Below are 22,600 nucleotides of genomic sequence, written 5' to 3' on the forward strand. Positions count from 1 at the left end.
CACCGCAGCGGGCACCCGGCCACCGCGGTGCCGGCGCGCGGCTGAGGGCCCGTACGGGGGGGCGGTGCCCCGGCCGCCGCGAGGGGGCGGCCGGGGCGCCGGGCGTGCATCAGGCCCCGAGGACCTCGCCGACCAGGGCGCGGGCCTCCTGCTGCACCCGCGCCAGGTGGCCCTCGCCCAGGAACGACTCGGCGTAGATCTTGTACACGTCCTCGGTGCCCGAGGGCCGGGCGGCGAACCAGGCGTTGTCGGTACACACCTTCAAACCGCCGATGGGCGCCCCGTTGCCGGGCGCGTGGGAGAGCACCGCGGTGATCTTCTCCCCCGCCAGCTCCCCGGCCGTGACCTGCTCCGGGGACAGCCGGGCCAGGCGGGCCTTCTGCTCGCGGTCGGCGGGAGCGTCCACCCGGGCGTAGGCGGGGGCGCCGTGGCGGGCGGTCAGCTCGCGGTAGCAGGCGCTGGGGGTGGTGCCGGTGACCGCGGTGATCTCGGAGGCGAGCAAGGCCAGCAGGATGCCGTCCTTGTCGGTGCTCCACACCCCGCCGTCGCGGCGCAGGAAGGAAGCCCCGGCGCTCTCCTCCCCGCCGAAGGCGATCGAGCCCTCCAGCAGACCGTCGACGAACCACTTGAAGCCGACCGGGACCTCCACCAGCGCCCGGCCGAGATCGGCCGCGACCCGGTCCAGCATCGAGGAGGACACCAGCGTCTTGCCCACCGCCGCATCACCCGGCCAGTCGCCACGATGACGGTAGAGGTAGTCGACGGCCACCGCCAGGTAGTGATTGGGGTTCATCAGACCACCGTCGGGAGTGACGATGCCATGCCGGTCGGCGTCCGCGTCGTTGCCCGTGGCGATGGCGTACTCGTCCTTGCGGCCGATGAGCGAGGCCATCGCCGCCGGGGAAGAGCAGTCCATACGGATCCTGCCATCCCAGTCCAGCGTCATGAACCGCCAGGTCGGATCGGTGACCGGATTGACCACCGTCAAGTCCAGGCGGTGGGACTCGGCGATACGCCCCCAATACGCCACCGACGCCCCACCCAGCGGATCCGCCCCGATACGCAGCCCCGCATCCCGCACCGCGTCCAGATCCACCACTGACGGCAGATCCTGCACATAAGCACCCAGGAAATCGTGACGCCCCGTGGTGGCCGCCGCCAGCGCCCGCGCATAGGGCACCCTCCTCACCCCACGCAGCCCCTCACGGATCAACTCGTTGGCACGATCCTGGATCCACCCGGTGGCCTCCGAACCGGCCGGCCCCCCACTGGGCGGGTTGTACTTGAAACCGCCGTCACGCGGCGGATTGTGCGAAGGCGTCACCACGATGCCGTCCGCCAACGCCCGGGGACTGCGCCGATTGTGGACCAAGATGGCATGCGAAAGCGCCGGCGTCGGCGTGTACCCGTCGGCGGCATCGATCAGCACCAGCACACCGTTGGCGGCCAACACCTCCAACGCGGTCACCTTCGCCGGCTCCGACAACGCATGGGTATCCGCCCCCAGGAACAACGGACCCGCCACCCCCTGCCCGGCCCGGTACTCACAGATCGCCTGCGTCGTCGCCGCGATGTGATCCTCGTTGAACGACGCATCCAGCGAGGAACCCCGGTGCCCCGAAGTCCCGAACGCCACCCGCTGCGCCACCTCCTGCGGATCCGGGCGCAACGCGTAGTACGCCGTCACCAGCCGCGCCACGTCCACCAGATCCCCAGGCTGCGCCGGCTGCCCGGCCCGTGCGTGTACCATCCGTCCACTCCCGCCGAAATCCCGAAATCCCGAAACTCGCGTCACGTTCATGCCCCGCCCTCACCGATCGTAGCCAGAACACGACCGCGCCCCGAACCGCACGACAGGCCCCAGGCACCCGAACCACGACACAACGCGGCTCACGAGACGGGCGCCCGCTCGCGGCACGCCCCCAGCGCCGCAGCGGTGACAACGGCCAACAACCCCGCCACCCGTTACCCGGCCAGCCCCAACCCCACGAACGGACCGCCGCCCACCAGCGCCTCGACGTGAACCCGGCCCCACCCACCCCCATGACCACCCGCCCTCACGCGCCACGCCAGCACTTCCTCCATCCGCACCAACGAAGCGCCGTACGTCAACCCCAGGACGAACACGCCACCAGGCTAACCCCGCAGAGCAAAGCGGAGCGGGACGCGACGGGACGGGACGAAGCGGAGCGGGCAGGAGCGGAGCAGGACGAAGCGGGACGAAGCGAAGCAGGACCGGAGCGGGGAGGGGCGGGAGGGAAGGCCCGCCAGGGCGCCGCCCCAAAAAGCAGCGAAATTACGGGCCTGACACACCGACGCCTCAGCCAAGGAGATGGACTGGTCGATGGCGGTGGGCTGGTCGGTGGCGGCGGATCCCGTTGTCATCGCGCCTACATCAGTACGCAATTAACCTGCCACACAGGCCAATTCCCTACCAGCCGAACGGGCCACCCTGGGACCGGGCCGTCTTCGGGCCGGGCCGTCTTCGGGGGGGTGCGGTGGGCCTTCGGGTCCCGGTCCCGGGCCCGGGAGGGTGCCGACCCCAATCCTGCCAGGTCAGGCAAGGGTTGCGGTAGGACACAGCACACCCTTGTTCCGCCTTGCCGCACCCCGCGCGGACGCCGCACACTCGTGCAACACCCCAACCCCTCGCGCGGCCCCCGCGCCACCGCCCGCCATCCCGGACGGCCGGCGCGCGGGCCGCCACGCCCCGACGCCGCGGCAGGGGGGGTGGGCGCACGGGAGCAACGACCAAGGGGGAAACACCACATGAACGCGCACACGGACCTGGTACTCAAGGCACGAGTACGACTGATGAGCCACAACGAGCGGATCCTGGAAGGCGAGGAAGGACTCCAGGTCTACCGAACCCTGTTCACGGCCAACCCCCACACCTACGCCTACAAACTCGCCTACGTCCTGCGGGACCTCAGCGAGACCCACCCGCGGGTGACCCGCCTGCCCGAGGCGCGGCGCGCGCTGCTGGAAGAAGCGAAGGCCGCAAGCACCCGCATCCCAGCCGACGCCCCCGCCTACCAGCGCCGAATGTGGGACCACACGATGGCGCAGCTCAGGGAGATCGAGCGCCGACTCGGCCAGGCCGGCCGGTGACACACCCGAACAAAGACCCAGCACCGCAAGCCAGAATGCAACCCCCGGGCCGCCGGACCGCAACCGGCGGATGCCGCACGGGCAGGAGGGGATGCGGGTCCACCGGGCACTGTCCGCCGTCAGCCCGCGGATCCACGCCCTCGAACCCGCGAGCATCCTGCCGCGCCTCCCCGCCGGCGGGCCGTCGTACCAGGACGGGACCGGGGCGCACGCGCCGAGCGCGCTCACGTACCCGGACGAGCAGCAGAGGCGGCAAAGCCGGTAGGCGGCCGCAGGACGGCTGCGGTACAACAATCCCTATTTGACGACTGATCGGAGAAAGCCTGATATGAGCAGGTCAGGACTGTCCCGCCGTGCCCTGGTCGCCGGCGCCGGCGCCGCCGCCGTCGTCGGGTGGAACACCACCGCCCGGGCCTGGGCCACCACGCCGCGGGCGGGTGTCGCCGAACTGCCCACACTGGACGGGACTGTGACGCTGCAGGGGGAGGGCCTGGAGCGGTTCTCCCGCGACTTCGGTCACCTGGTCAGCGCCACGCCGCGGGCAGTGCTGCGGCCCGCCTCGGTACGCGACGTGCAGCGGGTCGTCGACTTCGCCCGGCGCCACCGCATCCCGGTGGCCGTCAACGGGCAGAGCGGGGACGTGGCGGTGCTCGGGCAGGCGGGGCTGGAGTCGCACTCCAGCTACGGCCAGGCCAACGCGCGCGGCGGCATCGCCATCGACGCCCGCGGCCTGGACGAGGTCGTGTCGGTGCGCCCCGGCGAAGCCGTGGTGCAGGCCGGCGCGACCTGGGCGCAGCTGGTGGACGCCGCCGCGGCGCAGGGCTGGATGCCGCCGGTGCTGACGGACTACCTGCACCTGTCGGTGGGCGGGACGCTGAGCGTGGGCGGGATCGGCGCGGCGGTGCAGCACCACGGCCTGCAGACGGACACGGTGCGCGAGCTGCAGGTGGTGACCGGCACCGGTGAGCTGGTGACGGCTTCGCGCGAGCGCAACCGGGAGCTGTTCGAGGCGGTGCTGGCCGGCGGCGGGCAGGCGGGGATCATCGTGCGGGCGACACTCGCCCTGGTGCCGGCGCGCGAGCGCTCCACGGTGTTCACCCTGGCCTACGACGACCTCGACACCTACCTCGCCGACCAGGAGAAAGTGCTGGCCGACGGGCGGTTCGACCTGCAGGTCGGCAACGTGGTGCGCAGCGCGGACGGGCAGCGGTGGCGGTACACGGCGGAGCTGGTGGCGTACGGGGACGCCGGGCGGGCGGTGGACCGCGAGAAGCTGCTGGCGGGGCTGAACCCGGTGGCGGGCGGGACGTCGGTGGTGGAGCAGGGCTGGCGCGAGTACGCGTTCCGGGTGGACGCGTTCGCGGGCTACCTGCGGGCGGCGGGGCTGTGGGGACTGCCCAAGCCGTGGCTGAGCCTGTTCCTGCCGGCCTCCACGGTGGGGGTGTTCATGCGGGAGGCGGCCGCGTCGCTGACCGCCGCGGACCTGGGAGCGGGACTGCTGCTGTTCTACCCGTACGCGCGGGACAGCGTGCGCACCCCGCTGGCGGTCCTGCCGCAGGGGCAGGTGGGCTGGCACTTCGACCTGCTGGCCTTCCCCGCTCCGGGCGCGGACATCGCGCGGATGCTTCAGCGTAACCGGCGCCTGTACGAGCGGGCTGTCGAGCTGGGCGGCAAGCGGTACCTGATCGGGGCCATACCGGGCATGACAGCCTGCGACTGGCAGCGCCACTACGGGGAGCTGTGGGAGCAGGTACGGCGAGCCAAGCGGCGCTTCGACCCGGCGGGGATCCTGACACCGGGCCAGGGCATCCACGACGCCTGACCCGCGCACCCAGGCGGGGGCCGCTCCGTACCGGGGCAGCCCCTGCCGGGGGCATGCGGCTGATCTGCGGACGGGCCGTCATGCCCGTCACGCAGGCGGACCTGTGGAACGGCCGGAACGGCCCTGGCCTCTCTCCCCCCGACACGCGCCACGCCGCGGGGATCACCCACAGGCCGCGGCGGCCCGCCTCGGCCGCACAGGGGCCGATCCGGAACGAGACCGCGGCCGGCCGTCAGGCGTAGAGGGCGGCGGCGCGGCGGGTCGCGTCGGCGAGGCGGGCGCGGAGTTCGGGTGGGTGGAGGACTTCGGCTTCCGGGCCCAGGCGCAGGAGTTCGAGGTAGCCGATGTCCCAGGTCTCCAGCGCCAGGGTCACGGTGGTCCAGCCCTCGGAGTCGGCGGGGCCCGCGGTGGCGATGGCGTCGGTGGCGGCGGTCGGTTCCAGCAGGGCGGCGAGGTCGCGGACGGCGAGCGGGCTCAGCCGTACCACGGCGCGTTCGCGCAGCAATGCGCGGGTGAACTCCCGTGCCGCGGTGGTCCAGTAGTCGGCGAGGTCGAAGTCCGGGTCGCGTTCGAAGCGTTCGTCGCCGGCCTCGGCGGTCTCGAAGCGGTCCACGCGGTAGGAGGCGATGCGCCCGCAGGGGCCACGCGCCGCGACGTACCACCGGCCGGCCTTCAGGACCAGGCCGTACGGTTCCAGACGCCGCCGGCGGGTGCCACCGCGCGCCGCGTAGCGGGCGTCCAGGACGCGTTCCTCCCACACGGCACGTGAGACCTCGGCGAGCAGCGGCGGGGTCCGGGCTTCGCGGAACCAGGCCGGTGCGTCCAGGTGGAAACGCCGGGCGGCCGCCGCCGGGGTGTCGCCCAGGGCGGCCGCGACCTTCAGCCGGGCGGCGAGGGCGTGTCCGGCCAGGCCCATGTCCCGCAGCGGGCCCGGGAGCGCGGCCAGGTGCAGGACTTCGGCTTCGGCGCGTTCCAGGCCACTCAGGCGGGTACGGTAGCCGTCGACGAGCCGGTAGCCCCCACCGCGGCCGCGTTCGGCATACACCGGCACTCCGGCTTCGAGCAGGGCGACGATGTCGCGCTGCACGGTACGTTCACAAACGCCGAGTTCCGCCGCGAGCTGCGCGGCGGTCATCGTCTGCCGGGCCTGCAGGAGCAGCAGCAACGCGATGGTCCGGCTCGCCCGCACCTCGCCTCCCCCCTCGCTGTTCGTCCGTCTGTCGTACCCGTTCACCTACGGCCCGCGCTCCATCGTCGCCGCGCGCGGGCCCGCCGCGCGTCACCCCAGCCGGGCGGGGTCGGGGGCGAACGCGGCCATCCAGTGCGGGTGCAGCCGGTAGTAGACGACGTCATTGTCCCAGTCGAAGGCGTCGTGGCCGCCCTTCGCGGTGACGGTGGACAGCGCGAGCGTGCACATACCCGTGAGCACACGGGTGAGCTGCTCGGCGGTCAGGGCGCGTTCGCTGTCGATGATCGAGCGCAGGTGGGCGGTGGAGCGGGCGAGCGAGGTGTCCAGGAGGGCCTGGAGACGGTGGAGTTCGCCGGGTGTCTCGTGCATGGGGTCCTTACCTCTTCGATCGCCGCGGCCGACGCCGTGGCGCGCAGGCCGGTGACCCCACTGTCGGCGCGAAACCCGACACCTCCTGTCGCCTTTCCCGCCGCCGGTTCGTCGCTGCCTCTTGCACGCACGGACCTCAGCGGGCCAGGCGTCCCAGCAGGGCGGAAGCCGCGGCAATGCCGGCGAGGGTGGCGGCGGCCAGGACGGCGAAGTCCAGCGGCAGGTGGGAGGGGGTGCCGATCAGGAGGCCGCGCAGTGCGTCGACCTGGTAGCTGAGCGGGTTGACCTTGCTGACGGCCTGCAGCCAGCCCGGCATCAGGTCCAGGGGGTAGAGGGCGTTGGAGCCGAAGAACAGCGGCATGGTGATCGCCTGACCGATGCCCATCAGGCGGTCGCGGGTCAGCACGATCCCGGCGATGGCCATCGACAGGCAGGAGAAGAACGCCGAGCCGAGCAGCACCACCGCCACCACCCCCAGCAGGCGCAGCGGGTTCCAGGTCATCGCGACACCCAGGACGGCGGCGATCAGCACCACGACGACGGCCTGCAGGACGGCTTTGACGCCGGCGGCGAAGGCCTTGCCGGTGACCAGGGCGGCGCGGGGGGTGGGGGTGACCAGCAGTTTGGTGAGCACGCCGGAGTCCCGCTCCCAGATGATCATGATGCCGTAGAAGATCGCGATGAACATCGCGGACTGGGCGATGATGCCCGGTGCGAGGTAGTCCAGGTAGGGGATGCCGCCGGTGGGGATGGCCTTGAGGCGGGTGAAGGTCTCGCCGAAGATCAGCAGCCACAGGGCGGGCTGGACGGCCCGGGTGTAGAGCTCGGTGCGGTCGTGGCGCAGCTTCTGCAGTTCCACCGCGCACATCGCGGCGATGCGCGCGGGTATCAGGCGCCAGCCGGTGCGGGCGCGCGGGGGCACCAGCAACAGGTCCAACCCGGGGCTGTGGCCGGGGGGTTCAGCCGACGCGGTTGGCCGTGCGACGGGTACGGCGGACATCACCGAAGTCTCCTTCCGTGGCGTCGGCCAGGTCGCGGCCGGCGAAGTGGCGGAACACGTCGTCCAGGGTGGGTTCGCCCTGGTCCTCCCGGCCCTCCCGGCTCTCCTGGTCCTCCTGGCCCTCCCGGCCCTCCTGGTCCTCCTGGCCTTGCCGGACCTGCCGGCGGGCCTGGCGGACCTGGTCCTTGAGTTCGGCGGGGGTTCCCAGGGCGCGGATGCGGCCGCGGTCCATCAGGGCGATGCGGTCACAGTGGCGGTCGGCTTCGTCCATGTAGTGGGTGGTGACCAGGACGGTCATGCCGGTGGCCTTGCGGACGGCGTCCACGCGTTCCCACACGCTGGTGCGGGCGATCGGGTCCAGGCCGATGGTGGGTTCGTCCAGGACCAGCAGGCGCGGGGCGCTGACCAGAGCCTGGGCGAGTTCGAGGCGGCGCACCATGCCGCCGGAGTACGTGGCGGCCATCCGGTCGGCGGCGTCGGTGAGGCCGACGGCGGCCAGGGCCTGGGCGACGCGCCGGGCGCGTTCGGCACGGGGGACGTCGAAGACCCGGGCGAACAGGGCCACGTTCTCGCGTCCGGTGAGTCCGGAGTCCGCGGACAGCTGCTGGGGGACGTAGCCGAGCAGGCGGCGCACCTCCATGGGGCGGCGGGTGGCGTCGTGGCCGAAGACGCGCACCATGCCGGCGCCCACCGGCAGCAGGGTGGTGATGGCGCGGATCGCGGTGGTCTTGCCCGCGCCGTTGGGGCCCAGCAGGCCGAACACCTCGCCGGCGCGCACGGTCAGGTCGATGCCGTCCACGGCCCGGGTGGTCTTGCCGCGGCCGTGGGTGAAGCTGTACTCCAGGCCCTGGCACACCACCGCGTCCTCCCCACCCATCACTCCTCCTCGTCCTCCGGCAGGTTGTGCAGGCCCTCGGCGAGACGGCGCAGCGCGGGCAGGGCGGCGGCCAGGGCCGCCCGCTCCGGCCCGGGCAGGTCCGCCACCAGCTCGGCCATCAGCGCCCGGCGGCGCCGGCGCCAGGCTTCGATCCGCTCCTCGGCCGGCGCCGTCGCGTACAACAGCGCCGCCCGCCGGTCGCCGGGGTCCACCTCGCGGCGCAGCAGGTCCTGTGCGACGAGCTGGTTGACCAGCGTGGACACCGAGTTCCCGGCCAGGCACAGCTCCTCGGCGGCCTCACGCACCCTCAGGCCGGGACTGTCCATCACCAGGCGCAGCAGTTCCGCCTGTGCCCCGCGCAGCCTCGGCTGCTGCGCCCGGCGGCGCAGGCGGCGGCGCAGCATGCGCTGGATGCCGACGAGCAGTGCGGAGAACTCGTCCGCGACGGCGCCGTCGGGCGCTTGGGGAGCGCGTGTCGCCATACCCCGATTTTAGCTCTCAGTGAGAGTTATCTGTCGAGGGGTCGGATGGTCGGACCGGAGGTGGGGGCGTCGGGGCGCCGTGTGCCGGGCTCTTGCGGCGCACCCGGGCGCGGCGCCATCCCGGGGCATGCGGTGGATCCGGCGCGCGGCGCCGGTCGCGGACTGCGACTTCCTCCAGGCGCTCCTGTCCGACGCCTGACACCGGCGCTCGACCGGTGTGGCCGCTTACCCGTCCCGGGTACGGCCGGCGGGCCGTGACCGCTGCGGTGGGCCCAGCCCGGACGCACACCGCCAGTGCGGCGGGGCGCCCGCCTCCCGTCCAGGAGCCCGCCTGGTGCGGTGCACGGCGACGGGGGCCCTGTACGCCTACCTCCTGCCTCCGGTGGCCCACGTGGCCGACTTCGTCCCGTACCCGGGCCACCTCGTCGGCTTCCTCGGCGGAACACCGGGCCGGGACGATCCCGGCCGCCTGCCCGACCTCCCGGCCCGCACGCGGGAAGTCGGACCCGCCGACCTCCCACTCCACCGCCCCTCCGGGAGGAACGTGCCCCCGTCACCGCCTCTCCGTTCGTCGCCACCGGTATGCCGGGGCGGGGCTCAGGGGGCTATTGCGGGGACGAGGTGGTCGAGGGCGTGCGCGCTGTCCGTCGCGGCGCGGGCCGAGCGCGGGAGCATGAGGTGCTCGTAGGCGCGGACGGCGTCGTCGACGCCGTCCCCGGCGGCCAGGGCATGGGCGAGGTCGGCGCCGTCGAGCATGGCGAGGTTGGCGCCGAGTCCGACCGGGGGCATCAGGTGGGCAGCGTCGCCGAGCAGGGTGAGGCCGGGGACGTGCTGCCAGGTGTGCGGGGCGGGCAGGACGAACAGGGGCCGGCTGGTGAAGGGGTGGTCGCCGCCGTGTAGGAGGTAGCGCAGGCTCTCGTCCCAGCCGTCGAACAGGTCCAGCAGGTGCGTGCGCACGGCCTGCTGGTCGCCGGGGTCGATGCCGGCGGCCGTGTGCCAGTACCGGGGGGCGCGCAGCGCGATGTAGGCGCGGATGTGGCCGTTGCTGTTGCGCTGGGCGACCAGGGTGCGGCCGGTGCCCTTGGCGAGCATCGAACCGTGGCCGACCAGGCGGGCGAGGTCCGGGTGGCGGGTGTCGCAGTGGTCGAACCCGGTTTCGAGGAAGGTGACGCCGGTGTAGCCGGGTACGGCCGCGGACAGGGCCGGGCGTACGCGGGACCAGGCGCCGTCGGCGCCGACGACCAGGTCGAAGTCCTCGGCGGTGCCGTCGGCGAACCGCAGCCGGCAGGTGCCGTCCGCGAGCGGGGCGGCCGCCTCGACGGCGCGGTCCCAGCGCACGGTGCCCGCGGTGAGCGAGTCCAGGAGCAGGCCGCGCAGCAGGCCACGGTCGATCTCCGGCCGGGCGACGGCGTCGGCGGCGGCCGGCGGTCCCTGCCGCGTCAGGGGGTCGGCGGCGGACGGCGGTCCCTGCTGGGCCAGGGGGGCGGCGGTGGCGGGGTCGAGCACGCGCCACTGGTCGCCTTCGGGGCGGGCGAGGGCGTGGAAGCGCTCCAGGAGTCCGGCCGAGCGCAGGGCGGCCTGGCCGGTGTCGGCGTGCAGATCGAGGGTGCCGCCCTGGGGGCGGGCGTCGGCGCGGGCCTCGCGTTCGAAGACGGTGACGCGGCGGCCGTGCCGCTGCAGGATCCGGGCGCAGGTCAGACCGCCGAGGCCGGCGCCGACGATGGCGATGCGGGGATCACGGGCAGGGTTCACGAGTGCCCCTTCCGGGGGTGGGTTCGGGTCGCCGGGAGGTCCGGCACCACCAAGAAAGCACACCAGCTCAATAAGTGCAATGACTACACTTTCGCAGTGGGTTCACTTCGCGGTAGGATGGGCGGGTGACCGAACCCACCGGGCGCCGCGAGCGCAAGAAGGCCCAGACCCGCCAAGCCCTGGCCGACGCCGCCCTCGAACTCTTCCTCGAACGCGGCTACGACCAGGTCGGCGTCAAGGACGTCGCCGACGCCGCCGACGTCTCGGTCACCACCCTGTTCAAGCACTTCCCCGGCAAGGAGGCCCTGGTCTTCGACCAGGACGACGACCTGGAGGCGGCCCTCGTCGCCGCCGTGCGCGAACGCCCCCCGGGCCGGTCCGTCCCCCAGGCCCTGCGCGAACACCTCCTGCTCGGACAGACCCGCTTCGCCGTCCACGCCACGGACCCCCGCTTCGCCGCCTTCCTGCGCCTGGTACAGGACACCCCCGCCCTGCGCGACTACGCCCACCGCATGTGGACCCGCCACGAAGCAGCCCTGGCCGGCGCCATCGCCGAAGCCGTCGGCGCGCCCCACGACGACATCCGCTGCGCTGCCCTGGCCCACTTCGCCCTCGAAGCCCGCCGCCTCATCCAGCGCCACCCCGACCCGGACCGCGCCGCCGACGAGGCCTTCGCCCTCCTCGAACACGGCTGGACGGCCTCCCACCCGGACACGTGACCCAGGCGCGGCGCGCCCGTCGCACCGCCAGGCGCCCGGCCGCAGTCCGCCGCCAGTACGCACCCCCCAGGAACAGGTCCGGCGCCGCGGAGAGGCCGCATCCAGGCCCAGCCCGAGATCCCTGCGCAACCGGCACACGGCCCCGGCACGGCACCCCGGCCTCATCCCGGGCCCGCCCGGAAACGGGGATGATCAGGGCGGGTGATCAGGGCGGGGGTGCGCGCCCTGCCATTCGCCACCGGCCAGCGCTCCCTCAGCCGCATTTCTTCCTGATGCCACCGACCCCGAACACCGCGCAAGCCAGACCCCCGGGCCGTGCCGTGACCCTGTGCCGGCCCCGGCACCCGAAGGCGCTCACACGACACTGCGCCCTGCGGCCCTGATCCCGTGATGCGCCGTGCCCGAACCGGCCCGGCAGGCGCACAGGAAGTCGGCTCCGCCGACTTCCCACTCCACCACCCACCCCGGAGGCGACCGGTCGCCCGGGTGGGACGCCCGCGCCCCTGCCCGCGACAGCCCGGCGGCCGGTCGCGGAGCGCGCGGTGCCACGGCCCCCGGTCGCGGCAGGGCCACCGGAGGCCGCATGAGGGGCCGTCAGTGCGGGGCCGGCGGCTGGTCGAGGGCGCCGAGGGGCAGAAGCTTGGGCACCTGGTGGTCGGCGAGGAAGTCGAGCAGGATCCGGTTGACCAGGTCGGGCTTCTCCAGCGGGGCGGTGTGGGAGGTGCCTGGCAGGACGGCGAGCTGGGCGTCGGGGATGGCGGCGGCCACGGCCGCGCTGTGGCAGATGTGCACACCGTCGTCGTCACCCTGCAGGACCAGGACGGGCATGGACAGGGCGGCCAGCGCCGCGAGGCCGATGTCGGGCTCCTCGCGCCACATCTTCAGCCACTTGGCGAAGACGACGGGGAAGTGGCCGGGACCGTCCGGGGAGAGCCGTTCGTACTGCGGGCGGAACATACCGGCCAGGCGTTCGATGTCGTCCAGGATCGCCGCGTCCGCGTCGGTGGCGCCGTCGCGGCTGACGCCGCTGCTGATCAGGACGAGCTTGCGCACCAGATCGGGCCGGCGCAGCGCCAGGCGCAGGGCGACGGTGCCTCCGGCGCTCCAGCCGATGAGGTGGGCCGGGCCGGTGGCGAGGGCCTCCAGGAAGGCGATGAGGTCGTCGGCCATCAGCTCGCTGGTGACGGGGCCTTCGACGTCGGGGGTGCGGCCGTGGCCGCGGCATTCGGGGGCGTGGACGCGGAAGTGTTCGGCGAGGGCGGGGATCTGGGCGTACCAGCTGTCGGCGTTCACCCCGCCGCCGTGCAGCAGGACGACGGGGTCGCCCTCGCCCTGCACCTCGTAGTAGGTGCGCAGTCCGTCGACCGTCACGTACTCCCCCATGCCCCACCCCTTTTGTTTTCCGGCAGCACTGGACCGCCGTGCCCGGCGGCCGGGCCCGGCGCACTTGAGCAATGCTCAGGTCGATCATAGGCAGATGACCTGAGCTAAGCTCAAGTCCCTGGAATCCCTTGGGCCGGAAGGACCGCACCCACGCCATGGCACTGCACCGCGAGGACGTCGTCCGGGCCGCACTCGAGCTGCTGGACGAGGTCGGGCTGGACCGGCTGACCACCCGGGCGCTGACCGACCGGCTCGGCGTCCAGCGCGGCGCGCTGTACTGGCACGTACGCAGCAAGCAGGAACTGCTGGGCGCCATGGCGGACGCGCTGGTGACCGAAGCATTCACCGCACCCGACACCAGCGAGCAGGCGCAGGCCGACTGGGCCGCACGGACGGCCGACTTCGCACACCGACTGCGCGCGGCACTGCTGGCCCGCCGGGACGGCGCCCGCCTGGTCTCCGCCCACCTCACCCCAGGGCCGGGGACACTGGCGGCGGTGGAGGAAGGACTGGCACAGATGCGCGCACAGGGACTCACACTGGGCCAGGCAGCACTGTTCGGACACGCCGTGACCAGCTACGTGATCGGGTTCGTCCTCCAGGAACAAGCCACGCACACCACCAGCGGCGTCAGTACTGGCGCCGATGCCGATACTGACGCCGAGTCGCCAGCGGTGGAGCCGGGACGCTACCCCCACCTCGCCCAATGGCAAGCCGAGCAACCCACCGATCCCGAACACGCCTTCACCGCCGGCCTGGCCCTCCTCACCACAGGCCTGACCGCCCAGTTGCCCTGAAGACCGCGGCGACGAGCGCCCCGCTCGGGGCGAACGGGCAACGGCCCCGAGACGGGGCGGGCACGTCTGCCCCGCGCCTCGTGGCGCGCCGCGCGGGTGCCGGGGCGGGTGTGCGGCGGGTGTGCGGCGGGCATGCGGCGGGTGCCGTCGTGCGCGTGCGGTGCGCGATTCGTGTTGCGCAGGTGTCGCGGCGCGCGCATGGCAGAGGGTCATCCCGTAGTAGCGTCTGGCCTGAAGTCGCGCGTGGTGCGCGGCCGTTGACGAGGAACGCCGCGGAACGGGGGCCGGGCTTGGGAAGGGGTGGTGGGTGTGGGACGGGCACGCGTGACGGCGCGGGTGATCGTGCACCCCGGCGTAGAGGACGTGAGCGTCCAGCAGGTACTGGAAGCCCTCGCCGACCCGGCAAGGCGCTCAGTGGTGCGCACCCTCGCACACGCGAGCACAGACCTCAGCTGCGGCTCCTTCGACCTGCCCATCGGGCGCTCCACCTCCAGCCACCACTTCTCGGTGCTACGCGCGGCCGGGGTACTACGCCAGTACTACGTGGGCACCACGAAGATGAACACGCTACGCGCAGACGAGCTGGAACAGCGCTTCCCCGGCCTGCTGTCAGCAGTAGTCGCCGCCGCCGACGCCGAGGCCCGGAACACCCCCCGAGCGCCCTGACCCCTGAACGTCCTGAGCACGTGCACGGCCGACCACCCGACCACCCCGAGGCCTGTCGCCTCGGGCCCGTGGTCGTCGGCCGCGGTCAGTCGGTGACGGTCAATCGGTGACGGTCAGTCGGTGACGGTCACGACGATCTTGCCGACCTGGGCGCCGGCCTCCAGGTAGCGGTGGGCCTCGACGATGCTGTCAAGGCCCTCGAAGACCCGGTCGACAACGGGACTGAACGTACCGTCAGCCAGGCCCGCCGTGATGAAGGCGTGGGCGCGGCGCAGCCGCTGGGCATCGCGGCTGACCTCATGGACCGTGTAGAAGCGGCTACTGACGGGAGCGAAGGTCGCCTGGCCAGGCATAGGAGTGTCACGCATGTCCAAACGCCCGTAGACAATCAGACGCCCACCAGGGGCCACGGCCTCGGCGAGAGTGTTCACACCAGGCCCGGCGACAGCATCGAAAACCGTACGCACACCCTCACCACCCGTGATCTCCAGAACACGAGCAGGCAGGTCCTGCTCACCGGTGACGATCACGTGGGCGGCGCCGGCATCCAGGAGCTGCGCCGTCTTGGCCCGGGTGCGGGTGGTGGCGATCGGAACGGCGCCGATGCGCCGGGCGATGCGGATCGCGGCCAGGCCCACGCTGGAGGCGGCGGCGGTGAGCAGCACGTGGTCGCCGGGGCGCAGGTGGCCGTCCTCGGCGAGGGCACCGTAGGCGGTCAGGTAGGGCATCCAGGTGGCGGCGCCCTGGACGGCGCTCAGGTGTGCGGGGCGGTGGACGGCGGCGCGGGCGGGGACGAGGGCGTGGGTGGCGTAGACGCCGTAGTCGTTCTGGTCGAAGGCGGGGACGGAGTCGACGGGGTCGCCGACGCGGAAGCCGGTGACGCCCTCGCCGACGGCGTCCACGGTGCCGGCGGCCTCGTAGCCGGGGGTGGCGGGCAGCTTCGGCTCCTCCAGGTAGGTGCCGGCGCGATAGAGAGCCTCGGCGCGGTTGAGGCCCAGGGCCTGGACCCTGATGCGCAGTTCGCCGGGGCCGGGGTGGGGCAGGGGCACCTCGCGGACGGTGAGGACCTCCGGTGCGCCGGTGGCGGTGAAGACGACTTTCCTGGGCATGGCGAACTCCCCTTGCGGCGGTGTGCCTGTATGTGCGGTTCGGTTCTCCACCCAAGCGGGGGCAGCGCCCGCTGTCAAATTTCTATGGATGTCGAACAAGGGTTGGCGGGCTCCGCCCGCAAGGGAGTTGAGACTCCCTCACCCGTCGCCGGAAGGGGCGGAGCGGGCCTGGACACGGGGTGCGCACGGCGGGGCGTAGGGTGGTCGTCCGTGATCGAGGACGACGGCCGGCAGTGGGCCGGCACGCGCCGGTGGGTGGAGGGCGTGCTCGCGCCCGGCGAGCGGATCGCGCGGGTGCGCGAGCTCAAGGGCGGCTGGACCTCGCGGATGCGCCGCCTGGACGTCGAACCCGCCGACAGCAACGGCAGCGGCGACGGCGGCAACGACGGCGGCGGGCAGGGTTACGCGCTGGTGCTGCGCTCCTTCGTCAAGCCGTTCTACCGCCGCCACGCCCCGGCCCTGCTGGCCCGCGAGGCCGGCGTGCTGCGTCTGCTGGAGGCCGGGCGCATTCCGGCGGCCCGGCTGCGCGCGGTGGACGCGACGGGCGAGCACTGCGAGGACCCGTCGCTGGTGATGACCCACCTGCCCGGCAGCGTGCGGGTGCACGAGGACGGCGACGTGCCGCGCCGCACCGCCCTGCTGGCCCAGCAGCTGGCTGCCGTACACGCCGTGGCGATGCCCGAGCAGGAGCGTCCGCGCGCCTGGCAGGCGTGGACCTCCCCCGAGCGCGTTCAGGTCCCCGCCGCCACCGCGCGCCCGCGCCTGTGGGAGCGGGCGGTGGAGGTGATCGGCCGCCAAGCGCCCGCACACCGGGGCTGCTTCCTGCACCGCGACTTCCACCCCGGGAACGTGCTGTTCACCGGCAGCGGGCAGCAGCTGGCAGTCAGCGGCGTCGTCGACTGGGTGGAGACCTCCTGGGGCCCGGCTGACCTAGACGTCGCCCACTGCTCCACCGCACTGACCCTGCTGCACGGCGTGCCCGCGGGCATGGCCTTCGCCGACGCCTACGAACAAGCCGGCGGCACCCTCACCGCCGACGGCGGGGACCACCTGTACTGGCGGCTGCTGGACGCCCTGGCATTCGCCCCCGACGCCGAGAAAGTCGCCGTGCCCTGGCGCGAACTGGGACGCACCGACCTAAGCGCGCCCGTGCTGACCCAACGCCTGGAGGACTACCTGCAGGCACTGTTCGAACGCTACGCATAACCGGTACCGAAACGAGGCAGCACCCCCTCCTCCGGCCCATCCGGTCCGTCCGGTCCGTACGGCGCAGGGAGGGTGCGCGGAGGGCAGTGGAGATCGCCCACGAGGTGCACACCACGGCCGACAACCAGACAGGCACCGCCACCGGCCACCTGCCCGGCCGCCCCGGCCCGCCCGCCCTGCGCCAAGGCGCCGAACCGGGCGACGCCCCGGCACAGCGGCATCTGACGCTCCGCCAACCGCCTTTCCTCCCCCGTCGGAGCATCGGCCTGCGAACAGCAGGCTCCCGGACACAGGAAGTCGGACCCGCCGACTTCCCACGACCCCACCCCACCGGGCGGACTGCTCCCTCGCGGCAGTGACGGCGGATGTGCGGGCTCCGGGGTCAGGACCGGAGGACGCGTTCGGTGCCGTCCGGGCCTCGCACTCGACCACGTAGGACAGGCCGAGCCCGGCCAGCAGCTCCAGCAGGTCGCCGATGCGCTCGGGCCGCACGAGGCCCCGGAAGCGCACCGGCGCCTCCGGGTACAGCTCCAGTTCGGCCCAACCGCACTCGGCCTCGAAGTCGTCGAAGCCGGACCGGCGCACCCGCCAGCCCGCGGCGAACAGGGCGTGGACGGCCCCAGCACGGCCCGCCTCCTGCCGGACCTCATAGCCTGCCGCCCAACGGCCGCCGGTTCACGCCAAGTGGCAGCTGATCGACGGGATACGGTTCCGCACGCGGACCGGCATCCCCTGGCGGGACCTGCCCGCGCGCTATGGGCCTTGGGACACGGTGCACGGGCTCTTCCGGCGCTGGCAGCATGACGGCACGTGGCATCGGATCTTCGAGCAGCTCCAGGCCCGCGCGGATGCGAAGGGCCTGATCACCTGGGACATCTCGGTGGAATCCACGGTCGCCCGCGCCCACCAACACGCGGCCGGCGCCCGCAAAAAGGGATCTACAGGTCGAACCGCCCGGCGGCGTCTTCACCGAGCCCGACGACCACGGACCCGAACGCCCACGCGGCGGACTGACCACCAAGACCCACCTCGCGGTCGAGCAGACACAGAAGCCGATGTCGCTCGTGACCACGGCCGGGCAGCGCGCGGACTCCCCGCAGCTCCAGATCGTCCTGGGCCGCATCCGGGTACCCCGGCTCAAAGCGGGCCGGCCACGCCACTGGTCGCTACGAAGCGACGGTGCTGGTCGCCGCGATCGGCGAGTGGCTCTGACCGGCGCCGCCGTAAACGGCGACAACGGCCAGGAACGGAGGTATCACCTTTGCGCGTTGGGTCGACATGGTGATGATGGCGGGTCTGCTCCTCATGGCAGTGCTGGTGATCGTGCCCTTCACACTGGCCTCAATCCGGCATCTCGTGGTGCGATCCGGCCGTCCGGGGTGGTTATGTCGTCGTCTGACCACGCGACCGCGAAGCAGCGGGCTCGGCCTCGGTGCCACCGCGACCGAGGAGCTGCACGCCTTCTTCAATGCCAACAAGCGCGTGCAAATCGAGCAGCGGCGGACTCAACTGGTCCTGCGGGACGACGACCACGCCGGCGCCCCGCCTCGCATCGGTATCGACTTGGACGGCGGCACCGCAGTCGTTCAACAGCAGCGGTAGCCACGCCGCACCATGCGCAGTCCCCTCACTGCAAGATCCACTTCCAAAACCGACCCAGTGTCCTGAGTTTGGAACCAGGTGGAAGCGGGGGTGGGAGACCAGCCAGGTCTTGATCGCCGGCGTCTTGTGGGTGGCGTGGCTACGTGTATGAGTACCTGTGTTCAGAGGCCCTGGCCGCGTTCGCCCAGGTCAGGAATCGAAATGAGCCGGATCAACATGGTGAGGGAGGAATTGCACACCTGCAATCGTCCGGGGGCTTGCCCACCCCGAGCCATCTGAACCCGACCGGCCCTCGATGAAACCCCGCGGTCACGGAAAGTCACATCATCGTCGGCCGGGGGCGGGCGCCCGCGAGCGCGGTGGATCGGCATGACGGAGGTCACGCGCGCCCGGTGATCATCAGCCCTGGCGGGCGGCCCGGGCGCACCGGGAGGATGAGCGATTGGCCGGGCAGTCTGTCCCGGGGTGTTCGAACAGGGGGTGGGGCGATGTCGCCGCATGTGATCGGGTTGTACGCGAGCGCTGCCGTGGTGGTGGGCGTGGGGCTGCGGACGCTGGTGCTGGTCGGGGGAGCGGCCGCGGACGGCGGCGGGCCGGGCGAGGTGGTCGCGGCGGTCCGCGCGGCGTGGGCGCGGCGGCCATGGGTCACGTCCGCCCTGTTCGTGGTGATGGCGGTGATGGCGATCGTTCAGTCAGTGGCTCCGTCGGTGATCGGTGAGCTGGAACGCCGACCGGGCGCGCTGACGGACGGTCAGTGGTGGCGGGCCGGGACGGCACTGCTGGTGCAGTCCTCGGGTTGGGCGCAGATCGCGATGAACCTCTCGGCCCTGCTGGTGATCGGCGCGGTCGCCGAGTCCGTGCTCGAACGCGGGTGGACCCTGGCGGTGTTCCTGGTCTCCGGCGCGGCGGCCCACGTGGTCAGCCTGGCGGGCTGGTCGCCCAGCGGCGGCGGCGACTCGGTCGCCATCTGCGGCCTGCTGGGCGCGCTGGCCGTGGGCTGCCTGCTGCGCGGGCCGTGGCAGGCTTCGTGGTTCGTCCTGCTCATCCCGGCCTGTGGGCTGTTCCTGTGCCTGCTGCGGAACAATCACGGTGCGGGGCTGATGGCCGGGTGCCTGCTCGGTCTGGTGTGCGCGCCCCGGCCATGGGCCCGCGCCGCCCGGCAGATCGCCGCGTAGCTGCTCCCGCCCGGCGTGATCCCCGAGCAGTGCGGGGTTGGCGAGGTGTCGGTCGGCCATGGCGGCCGCGAGTTCCTCGATCCTGGGGTCGTCCGGGCCCCGGCTCTCGGCCTCCCGGCGCCGCTTGATCAGGTGGATGTACTCGGGGTCGTCCAGCCCGTGTTCGGGCCGGGCCAGGAGGCCGTCGAAACCCTCGGGCACCAGCGCGTCCGTACCTGCACCAGCCGCAGCAACTCCCCCGATCCGTACCGCCGGTGGCCGGAGCTGTCACGCTCCGGCACCACGACCAGACCGAGCTTGCGGTAGTGCCGCACCGCCTTCATCGTGACACCGGCGAACGCCTCCGCCCTGCCCGATCGTGACCCCGTTCCTCATCGGCCCAGCCGGCCGCAGAACACCTCGTCGAGGAAACGCTGTTGGGCGCTCCCGAAGGCCGGAGCTATCGACAGGTCGGCGTCGTCCACCCAGGTCAGCCCCGCGGTCAAGGTCCTGCCGCCGTCGGCGCTGCTGTACATCAGCGCCGCCGAGCCCATGGTGGCGCCGTGGTGGTGGAAGACGGTGCCGCCCTCCGTCTCCTGCGCGAACACCCCCAGGCCGTAGCCGACGGTCGCCTCCGGCGTGCGCATCTCGGCCAGCAGCTCGGCCGGCAGGAGCCTGCCGCCCATCAGCGCGGAGAAGTACGTGTGCAGGTCACGGGTGGTTGAGATCATGTCGCCACCGGCTCCGACCCAGGACGGGTTCTGCCGGGTCACATCGACCGTCCGCTCCTGCCCGGCGTCTTCGTAGCGGTAGTAGCCGTGGTTGTGCGGCTCGGGGAGCTCCGGCGAGGCTCCCGGCGCCACAGTGCCGGTCATCCCCAGCGGTCCCAGGACCAGCCGCTGCAACTCCTCGGCGAACGAACGGCCGGTGACCTTCTCGACCACCAGCCGGGCCAGCACGTAGTTGGTGTTCGCGTAGCTCCAGCCCGCGCCCGGCGCGAACCGCACCGGCTTGGACAGCGACAGCCGCACCAGCTCCTCGGCCGGGTAGGTCCTGAACCGGTTGTCCACCCACTCCTTGCCCTGCCAGGGGACCCCCAGCACGATCGTCCCGTCCTCGTAGAGCTCGCCGGTGTGGTTGAAGATCCCGCTGGTGTGCTGCAGCAGCATCCGCACCGTGATCCGCCGGTCCAGCCCGAACTCCGGCAGGTAGTCGTCGGCCGGGGCGTCCAGGCCGATCCTGCCCTCGGCCACCAGCAGGAGCACCGAGGTGGCGACGAAGCTCTTCGTGCTGCTGCCGATCCGGAAGTGCCCGTCCGTCAGCGGCTGGGCACTGCGACCCAGCTCGCGAGCACCGGCGCTACCGACCCACTCCCCCTGCTCGTCGTTCACCCGGAGCTGGATGCCGAGGAAACCGGCCTCGACCAGTTCCTCGATCGCCTTCTGCAGCTCCGGACGGTCCTGCCCCTGAACGGAAAGGTCGATGGACATGGTGTGCTCCTTCACATCGGTGGTGCCCGGTGCGGCGTCCTGCCGCTGCGACGAGCCTCCACCCCGCCCCAAGGTCAATCTCAACCGTGATCCAGCTCACAGCGCACGGCCGCCGGCCATGGTGGCGGGTGGGGGGCGAGCAGGAGGTGGGAGGCGTCCGCGTTGCCGTGGGAAAGGCCCGCGCCGTGAAGGTCCTGAAGGTCCTGAAGGTCCTGAAGGGCCGAGAGCACCGCCGCGGCCACCTCCCGCCCGCCCTCCGGAGCCCCCCGGCGCCCCCGGCCGGCCACGCCGGCCGCACACCCACACACCCGGCAAGCCGGGTGACCCGCCCGGCCCCCGTGTGCGCTGCCCGTCCGTTCCTCGGTCACCCGGCGCCGACGGCGGCGGGCGGGCAGTAGGATCGGCGGCGTTGTCACCCGTACACCGCTGGTAGGAGGCTTTTCATGGCTCAGGTCACGCTGAAGGGGAACCCGGTCGAGATCGGCGGCGCACTGCCGGCCGAGGGCAGCCAGGCCCCGGCGTTCACGCTGGTCGGCGAGGGCCTCACGGACACCTCGCTCAAGGACTTCGCCGGACAGCGCAAGGTCCTGAACATCTTCCCGAGCATCGACACCCCGACCTGCGCGGCCTCGGTGCGCACCTTCAACACCAAGGCCGCCGCGCTGGAGAACACCGTGGTGCTGTGCATCTCCGCGGACCTGCCCTTCGCACAGGCCCGGTTCTGCGGCGCCGAAGGCCTGGAAAACGTCAAGACCCTCTCCACCCTGCGTGGACGCGACTTCCACGACGCCTACGGCGTATCGATCGTCAGCGGCCCCCTCGCCGGCCTCACCGCCCGCGCCGTGATCGTCCTCGACGAGAACGACACCGTCCTGCACACCGAACTCGTCCCCGAAATCGCCGAAGAACCGAACTACGAAGCCGCCCTCACGGCCCTGAGCTAACCCGCCGCCCCGGGCCCGTAGCCGGACCGCTTCCCGGACCCGCCCCACACCGCCTTCCCAGGCGCGGGGCGGGTCCACCGCATTCCAGAGCCCGGACACCACCAGCCCCGACACCGGCAACCCGGCCACGGCCGCTCCCGGACCGGCAGGGCCGGCGGGAGTCGCCGTCAGGCCCCGGGCCGGGTCAGGGCGTCCACGGCCGCCTGTACGACGCCGGGCGCGCCCGGCAGGTCCGTGCTGTCACACCACTGGTCGACGCCCCCGGCCGGCGGCAGGCCCCGCAGGAGCGGATCGGTGAGCGTGCCCCGCAGCGCCCGGGCATTCGTCACCTGGGCCGTCCGAAGCAAGGTCGCCTCCGGCATCAACATCCCGGCTCGACCACGACGGATCTTCCAGCTCCCCCTTGACTCCGATTGACCCGGACGAACGCTGGACGATCGCGCGCCAGCTCCTCAACGACGACTCCTTCGAGACCAAGGACCGCGTCGCCGGCCTCATGGTCCTTCTCTACGGACAGAACATCGCCAGGATCTGCCGCCTGACCGCGGCCCACATCATCCACGACGGCAAGGGCGTCGCTCTGCAGCTCAACCAGACACCGCTGAGGTTGCCGCCGCCCCTGGACGAGCTTGTCCTTCAACTTGTAGGCATCGCCCGCAGCCACGACGCGCAGTGACGTCGAACGAGCTGAACGCACCAGCGAATATCCGGACCTACCGATACTGCCGCAGCGCACCGGCTCGCCGATCTCTGGTAAGCCGGTCTCGCTCGTCGAGCCTGGGCAGCGTCTTCAGGTTGATGCTGAGCATCGGGCAGCGGATGAGGACTTCTCTGAAGCTTCGCCATCTTCGAACGTGCTGGTCGGAGGGGCTGGCGTGCGGGTCGTTGGCCGTGCTCGTGCTGGTGGTGGGCGGCAGTCTGAGGCCTT

At 72.5% G+C, this 22,600-nt stretch carries 25 protein-coding genes; 12 read left to right on the forward strand and 13 right to left on the reverse strand.

Features of this window, described 5'->3' with window-relative positions:
- Positions 1 to 109 precede the first annotated feature (109 nt).
- On the reverse strand, positions 110 to 1,750 hold the full coding sequence (gene pgm / locus ACIG5E_RS35425) for a phosphoglucomutase (alpha-D-glucose-1,6-bisphosphate-dependent) (RefSeq protein WP_396540755.1): 1,641 nt from the start codon (positions 1,748 to 1,750) through the stop codon (positions 110 to 112).
- 1,019 nt (positions 1,751 to 2,769) lie between these two features.
- Between pgm and ACIG5E_RS35430 the strand changes: the two genes are divergently transcribed.
- From ACIG5E_RS35430 to ACIG5E_RS35440, 3 genes are all read left to right on the forward strand, one after another.
- Entirely contained in the window at positions 2,770 to 3,111 is a 342-nt protein-coding gene (locus ACIG5E_RS35430; RefSeq protein WP_396540707.1) for a hypothetical protein, read from the forward strand.
- 91 nt (positions 3,112 to 3,202) lie between these two features.
- The gene (locus tag ACIG5E_RS35435; protein ID WP_396540709.1) at positions 3,203 to 3,376 is read left to right on the forward strand and encodes a hypothetical protein; all 174 of its coding nucleotides are present in this window, start codon (positions 3,203 to 3,205) and stop codon (positions 3,374 to 3,376) included.
- Positions 3,377 to 3,439: 63 nt separating this feature from the next.
- Positions 3,440 to 4,933, forward strand: a complete 1,494-nt coding sequence (locus ACIG5E_RS35440; protein ID WP_396540711.1) for an FAD-binding protein — start codon at positions 3,440 to 3,442, stop codon at positions 4,931 to 4,933.
- A gap of 232 nt (positions 4,934 to 5,165) precedes the next feature.
- Here ACIG5E_RS35440 and ACIG5E_RS35445 read toward each other — a convergent pair whose 3' ends face one another.
- From ACIG5E_RS35445 to ACIG5E_RS35470, 6 genes are all read right to left on the reverse strand, one after another.
- Positions 5,166 to 6,122 (reverse strand): helix-turn-helix transcriptional regulator, encoded by a 957-nt coding sequence (locus ACIG5E_RS35445; protein ID WP_396540713.1) that lies wholly within the window; start codon positions 6,120 to 6,122, stop codon positions 5,166 to 5,168.
- A gap of 90 nt (positions 6,123 to 6,212) precedes the next feature.
- Complete coding sequence (locus ACIG5E_RS35450; RefSeq protein WP_396540715.1) at positions 6,213 to 6,491, reverse strand: hypothetical protein; 279 nt, start codon at positions 6,489 to 6,491, stop codon at positions 6,213 to 6,215.
- A 136-nt stretch (positions 6,492 to 6,627) separates the two neighbouring features.
- Positions 6,628 to 7,491: an ABC transporter permease gene (locus tag ACIG5E_RS35455; RefSeq protein ID WP_396540717.1), complete on the reverse strand. Its 864-nt coding sequence runs from the start codon at positions 7,489 to 7,491 to the stop codon at positions 6,628 to 6,630.
- Positions 7,451 to 8,368 (reverse strand): ATP-binding cassette domain-containing protein, encoded by a 918-nt coding sequence (locus ACIG5E_RS35460; protein WP_396540719.1) that lies wholly within the window; start codon positions 8,366 to 8,368, stop codon positions 7,451 to 7,453. Before ACIG5E_RS35460 ends, ACIG5E_RS35455 begins: the two co-directional genes overlap by 41 nt.
- Entirely contained in the window at positions 8,368 to 8,850 is a 483-nt protein-coding gene (locus ACIG5E_RS35465; protein ID WP_396540721.1) for a MarR family winged helix-turn-helix transcriptional regulator, read from the reverse strand. The genes ACIG5E_RS35460 and ACIG5E_RS35465 overlap by 1 nt, the downstream gene beginning before the upstream one ends.
- A 597-nt stretch (positions 8,851 to 9,447) precedes the next feature.
- Positions 9,448 to 10,602, reverse strand: a complete 1,155-nt coding sequence (locus tag ACIG5E_RS35470) for an FAD-dependent oxidoreductase (RefSeq protein WP_396540723.1) — start codon at positions 10,600 to 10,602, stop codon at positions 9,448 to 9,450.
- A gap of 125 nt (positions 10,603 to 10,727) precedes the next feature.
- On the opposite strand from ACIG5E_RS35470, the gene ACIG5E_RS35475 reads away from it, so the two are divergent.
- Positions 10,728 to 11,321, forward strand: coding sequence for a TetR/AcrR family transcriptional regulator (locus tag ACIG5E_RS35475; RefSeq protein ID WP_396540725.1), 594 nt, complete (start codon positions 10,728 to 10,730; stop codon positions 11,319 to 11,321).
- A 594-nt stretch (positions 11,322 to 11,915) separates the two neighbouring features.
- On the opposite strand, the gene ACIG5E_RS35480 is transcribed toward ACIG5E_RS35475, so the two are convergent.
- Complete coding sequence (locus ACIG5E_RS35480) at positions 11,916 to 12,704, reverse strand: alpha/beta fold hydrolase (protein ID WP_396540727.1); 789 nt, start codon at positions 12,702 to 12,704, stop codon at positions 11,916 to 11,918.
- Between the two features lie 155 nt (positions 12,705 to 12,859).
- On the opposite strand from ACIG5E_RS35480, the gene ACIG5E_RS35485 reads away from it, so the two are divergent.
- Together ACIG5E_RS35485 and ACIG5E_RS35490 are read left to right on the forward strand one after the other, a co-directional pair.
- Positions 12,860 to 13,501, forward strand: coding sequence for a TetR/AcrR family transcriptional regulator C-terminal domain-containing protein (locus tag ACIG5E_RS35485; RefSeq protein ID WP_396540729.1), 642 nt, complete (start codon positions 12,860 to 12,862; stop codon positions 13,499 to 13,501).
- Positions 13,502 to 13,810: 309 nt separating this feature from the next.
- Positions 13,811 to 14,167 (forward strand): ArsR/SmtB family transcription factor, encoded by a 357-nt coding sequence (locus tag ACIG5E_RS35490; protein WP_396540731.1) that lies wholly within the window; start codon positions 13,811 to 13,813, stop codon positions 14,165 to 14,167.
- 113 nt (positions 14,168 to 14,280) lie between these two features.
- On the opposite strand, the gene ACIG5E_RS35495 is transcribed toward ACIG5E_RS35490, so the two are convergent.
- Positions 14,281 to 15,276, reverse strand: a complete 996-nt coding sequence (locus tag ACIG5E_RS35495; RefSeq protein ID WP_396540733.1) for a zinc-dependent alcohol dehydrogenase family protein — start codon at positions 15,274 to 15,276, stop codon at positions 14,281 to 14,283.
- Between the two features lie 210 nt (positions 15,277 to 15,486).
- Between ACIG5E_RS35495 and ACIG5E_RS35500 the strand changes: the two genes are divergently transcribed.
- From ACIG5E_RS35500 to ACIG5E_RS35515, 4 genes are all read left to right on the forward strand, one after another.
- Positions 15,487 to 16,482 carry a phosphotransferase family protein gene (locus tag ACIG5E_RS35500; RefSeq protein ID WP_396540735.1) on the forward strand — a complete coding sequence of 332 codons (996 nt, stop codon included), beginning with the start codon at positions 15,487 to 15,489 and terminating at the stop codon, positions 16,480 to 16,482.
- A gap of 703 nt (positions 16,483 to 17,185) precedes the next feature.
- Positions 17,186 to 17,767 (forward strand): transposase, encoded by a 582-nt coding sequence (locus tag ACIG5E_RS35505; protein ID WP_396540757.1) that lies wholly within the window; start codon positions 17,186 to 17,188, stop codon positions 17,765 to 17,767.
- Positions 17,761 to 18,084, forward strand: coding sequence for a DUF6191 domain-containing protein (locus ACIG5E_RS35510; RefSeq protein WP_396540737.1), 324 nt, complete (start codon positions 17,761 to 17,763; stop codon positions 18,082 to 18,084). The genes ACIG5E_RS35505 and ACIG5E_RS35510 overlap by 7 nt, the downstream gene beginning before the upstream one ends.
- Before the next feature lie 488 nt (positions 18,085 to 18,572).
- Positions 18,573 to 19,259 (forward strand): rhomboid family intramembrane serine protease, encoded by a 687-nt coding sequence (locus ACIG5E_RS35515; RefSeq protein ID WP_396540739.1) that lies wholly within the window; start codon positions 18,573 to 18,575, stop codon positions 19,257 to 19,259.
- Positions 19,260 to 19,387: 128 nt separating this feature from the next.
- Here the strand turns inward: ACIG5E_RS35515 and ACIG5E_RS35520 are convergent, their stop codons facing one another.
- Both ACIG5E_RS35520 and ACIG5E_RS35525 read right to left on the reverse strand, forming a co-directional pair.
- The gene (locus tag ACIG5E_RS35520) at positions 19,388 to 19,582 is read right to left on the reverse strand and encodes a MerR family transcriptional regulator (RefSeq protein ID WP_396540741.1); all 195 of its coding nucleotides are present in this window, start codon (positions 19,580 to 19,582) and stop codon (positions 19,388 to 19,390) included.
- Positions 19,583 to 19,630: 48 nt separating this feature from the next.
- Positions 19,631 to 20,728, reverse strand: coding sequence for a serine hydrolase domain-containing protein (locus tag ACIG5E_RS35525; protein WP_396540743.1), 1,098 nt, complete (start codon positions 20,726 to 20,728; stop codon positions 19,631 to 19,633).
- A 443-nt stretch (positions 20,729 to 21,171) separates the two neighbouring features.
- On the opposite strand from ACIG5E_RS35525, the gene tpx reads away from it, so the two are divergent.
- A complete protein-coding gene (gene tpx / locus ACIG5E_RS35530) occupies positions 21,172 to 21,672 on the forward strand; it encodes a thiol peroxidase (RefSeq protein ID WP_396540745.1) in 501 nt (166 codons plus the stop codon).
- A gap of 167 nt (positions 21,673 to 21,839) precedes the next feature.
- Here tpx and ACIG5E_RS35535 read toward each other — a convergent pair whose 3' ends face one another.
- Entirely contained in the window at positions 21,840 to 22,001 is a 162-nt protein-coding gene (locus ACIG5E_RS35535; protein WP_396540747.1) for a hypothetical protein, read from the reverse strand.
- A gap of 74 nt (positions 22,002 to 22,075) precedes the next feature.
- Here ACIG5E_RS35535 and ACIG5E_RS35540 point away from each other — a divergent pair, with 74 nt between their 5' ends.
- Positions 22,076 to 22,348, forward strand: a complete 273-nt coding sequence (locus ACIG5E_RS35540) for a hypothetical protein (protein ID WP_396540749.1) — start codon at positions 22,076 to 22,078, stop codon at positions 22,346 to 22,348.
- Between the two features lie 37 nt (positions 22,349 to 22,385).
- Here the strand turns inward: ACIG5E_RS35540 and ACIG5E_RS35545 are convergent.
- Positions 22,386 to 22,600: hypothetical protein (locus ACIG5E_RS35545; protein WP_396540751.1), on the reverse strand; the 215-nt coding region annotated here is incomplete at its 5' end.

The sequence above is a fragment of the Kitasatospora sp. NPDC053057 genome, assembly GCF_044546945.1.
Classification (GTDB): Bacteria; Actinomycetota; Actinomycetes; order Streptomycetales; family Streptomycetaceae; genus Kitasatospora.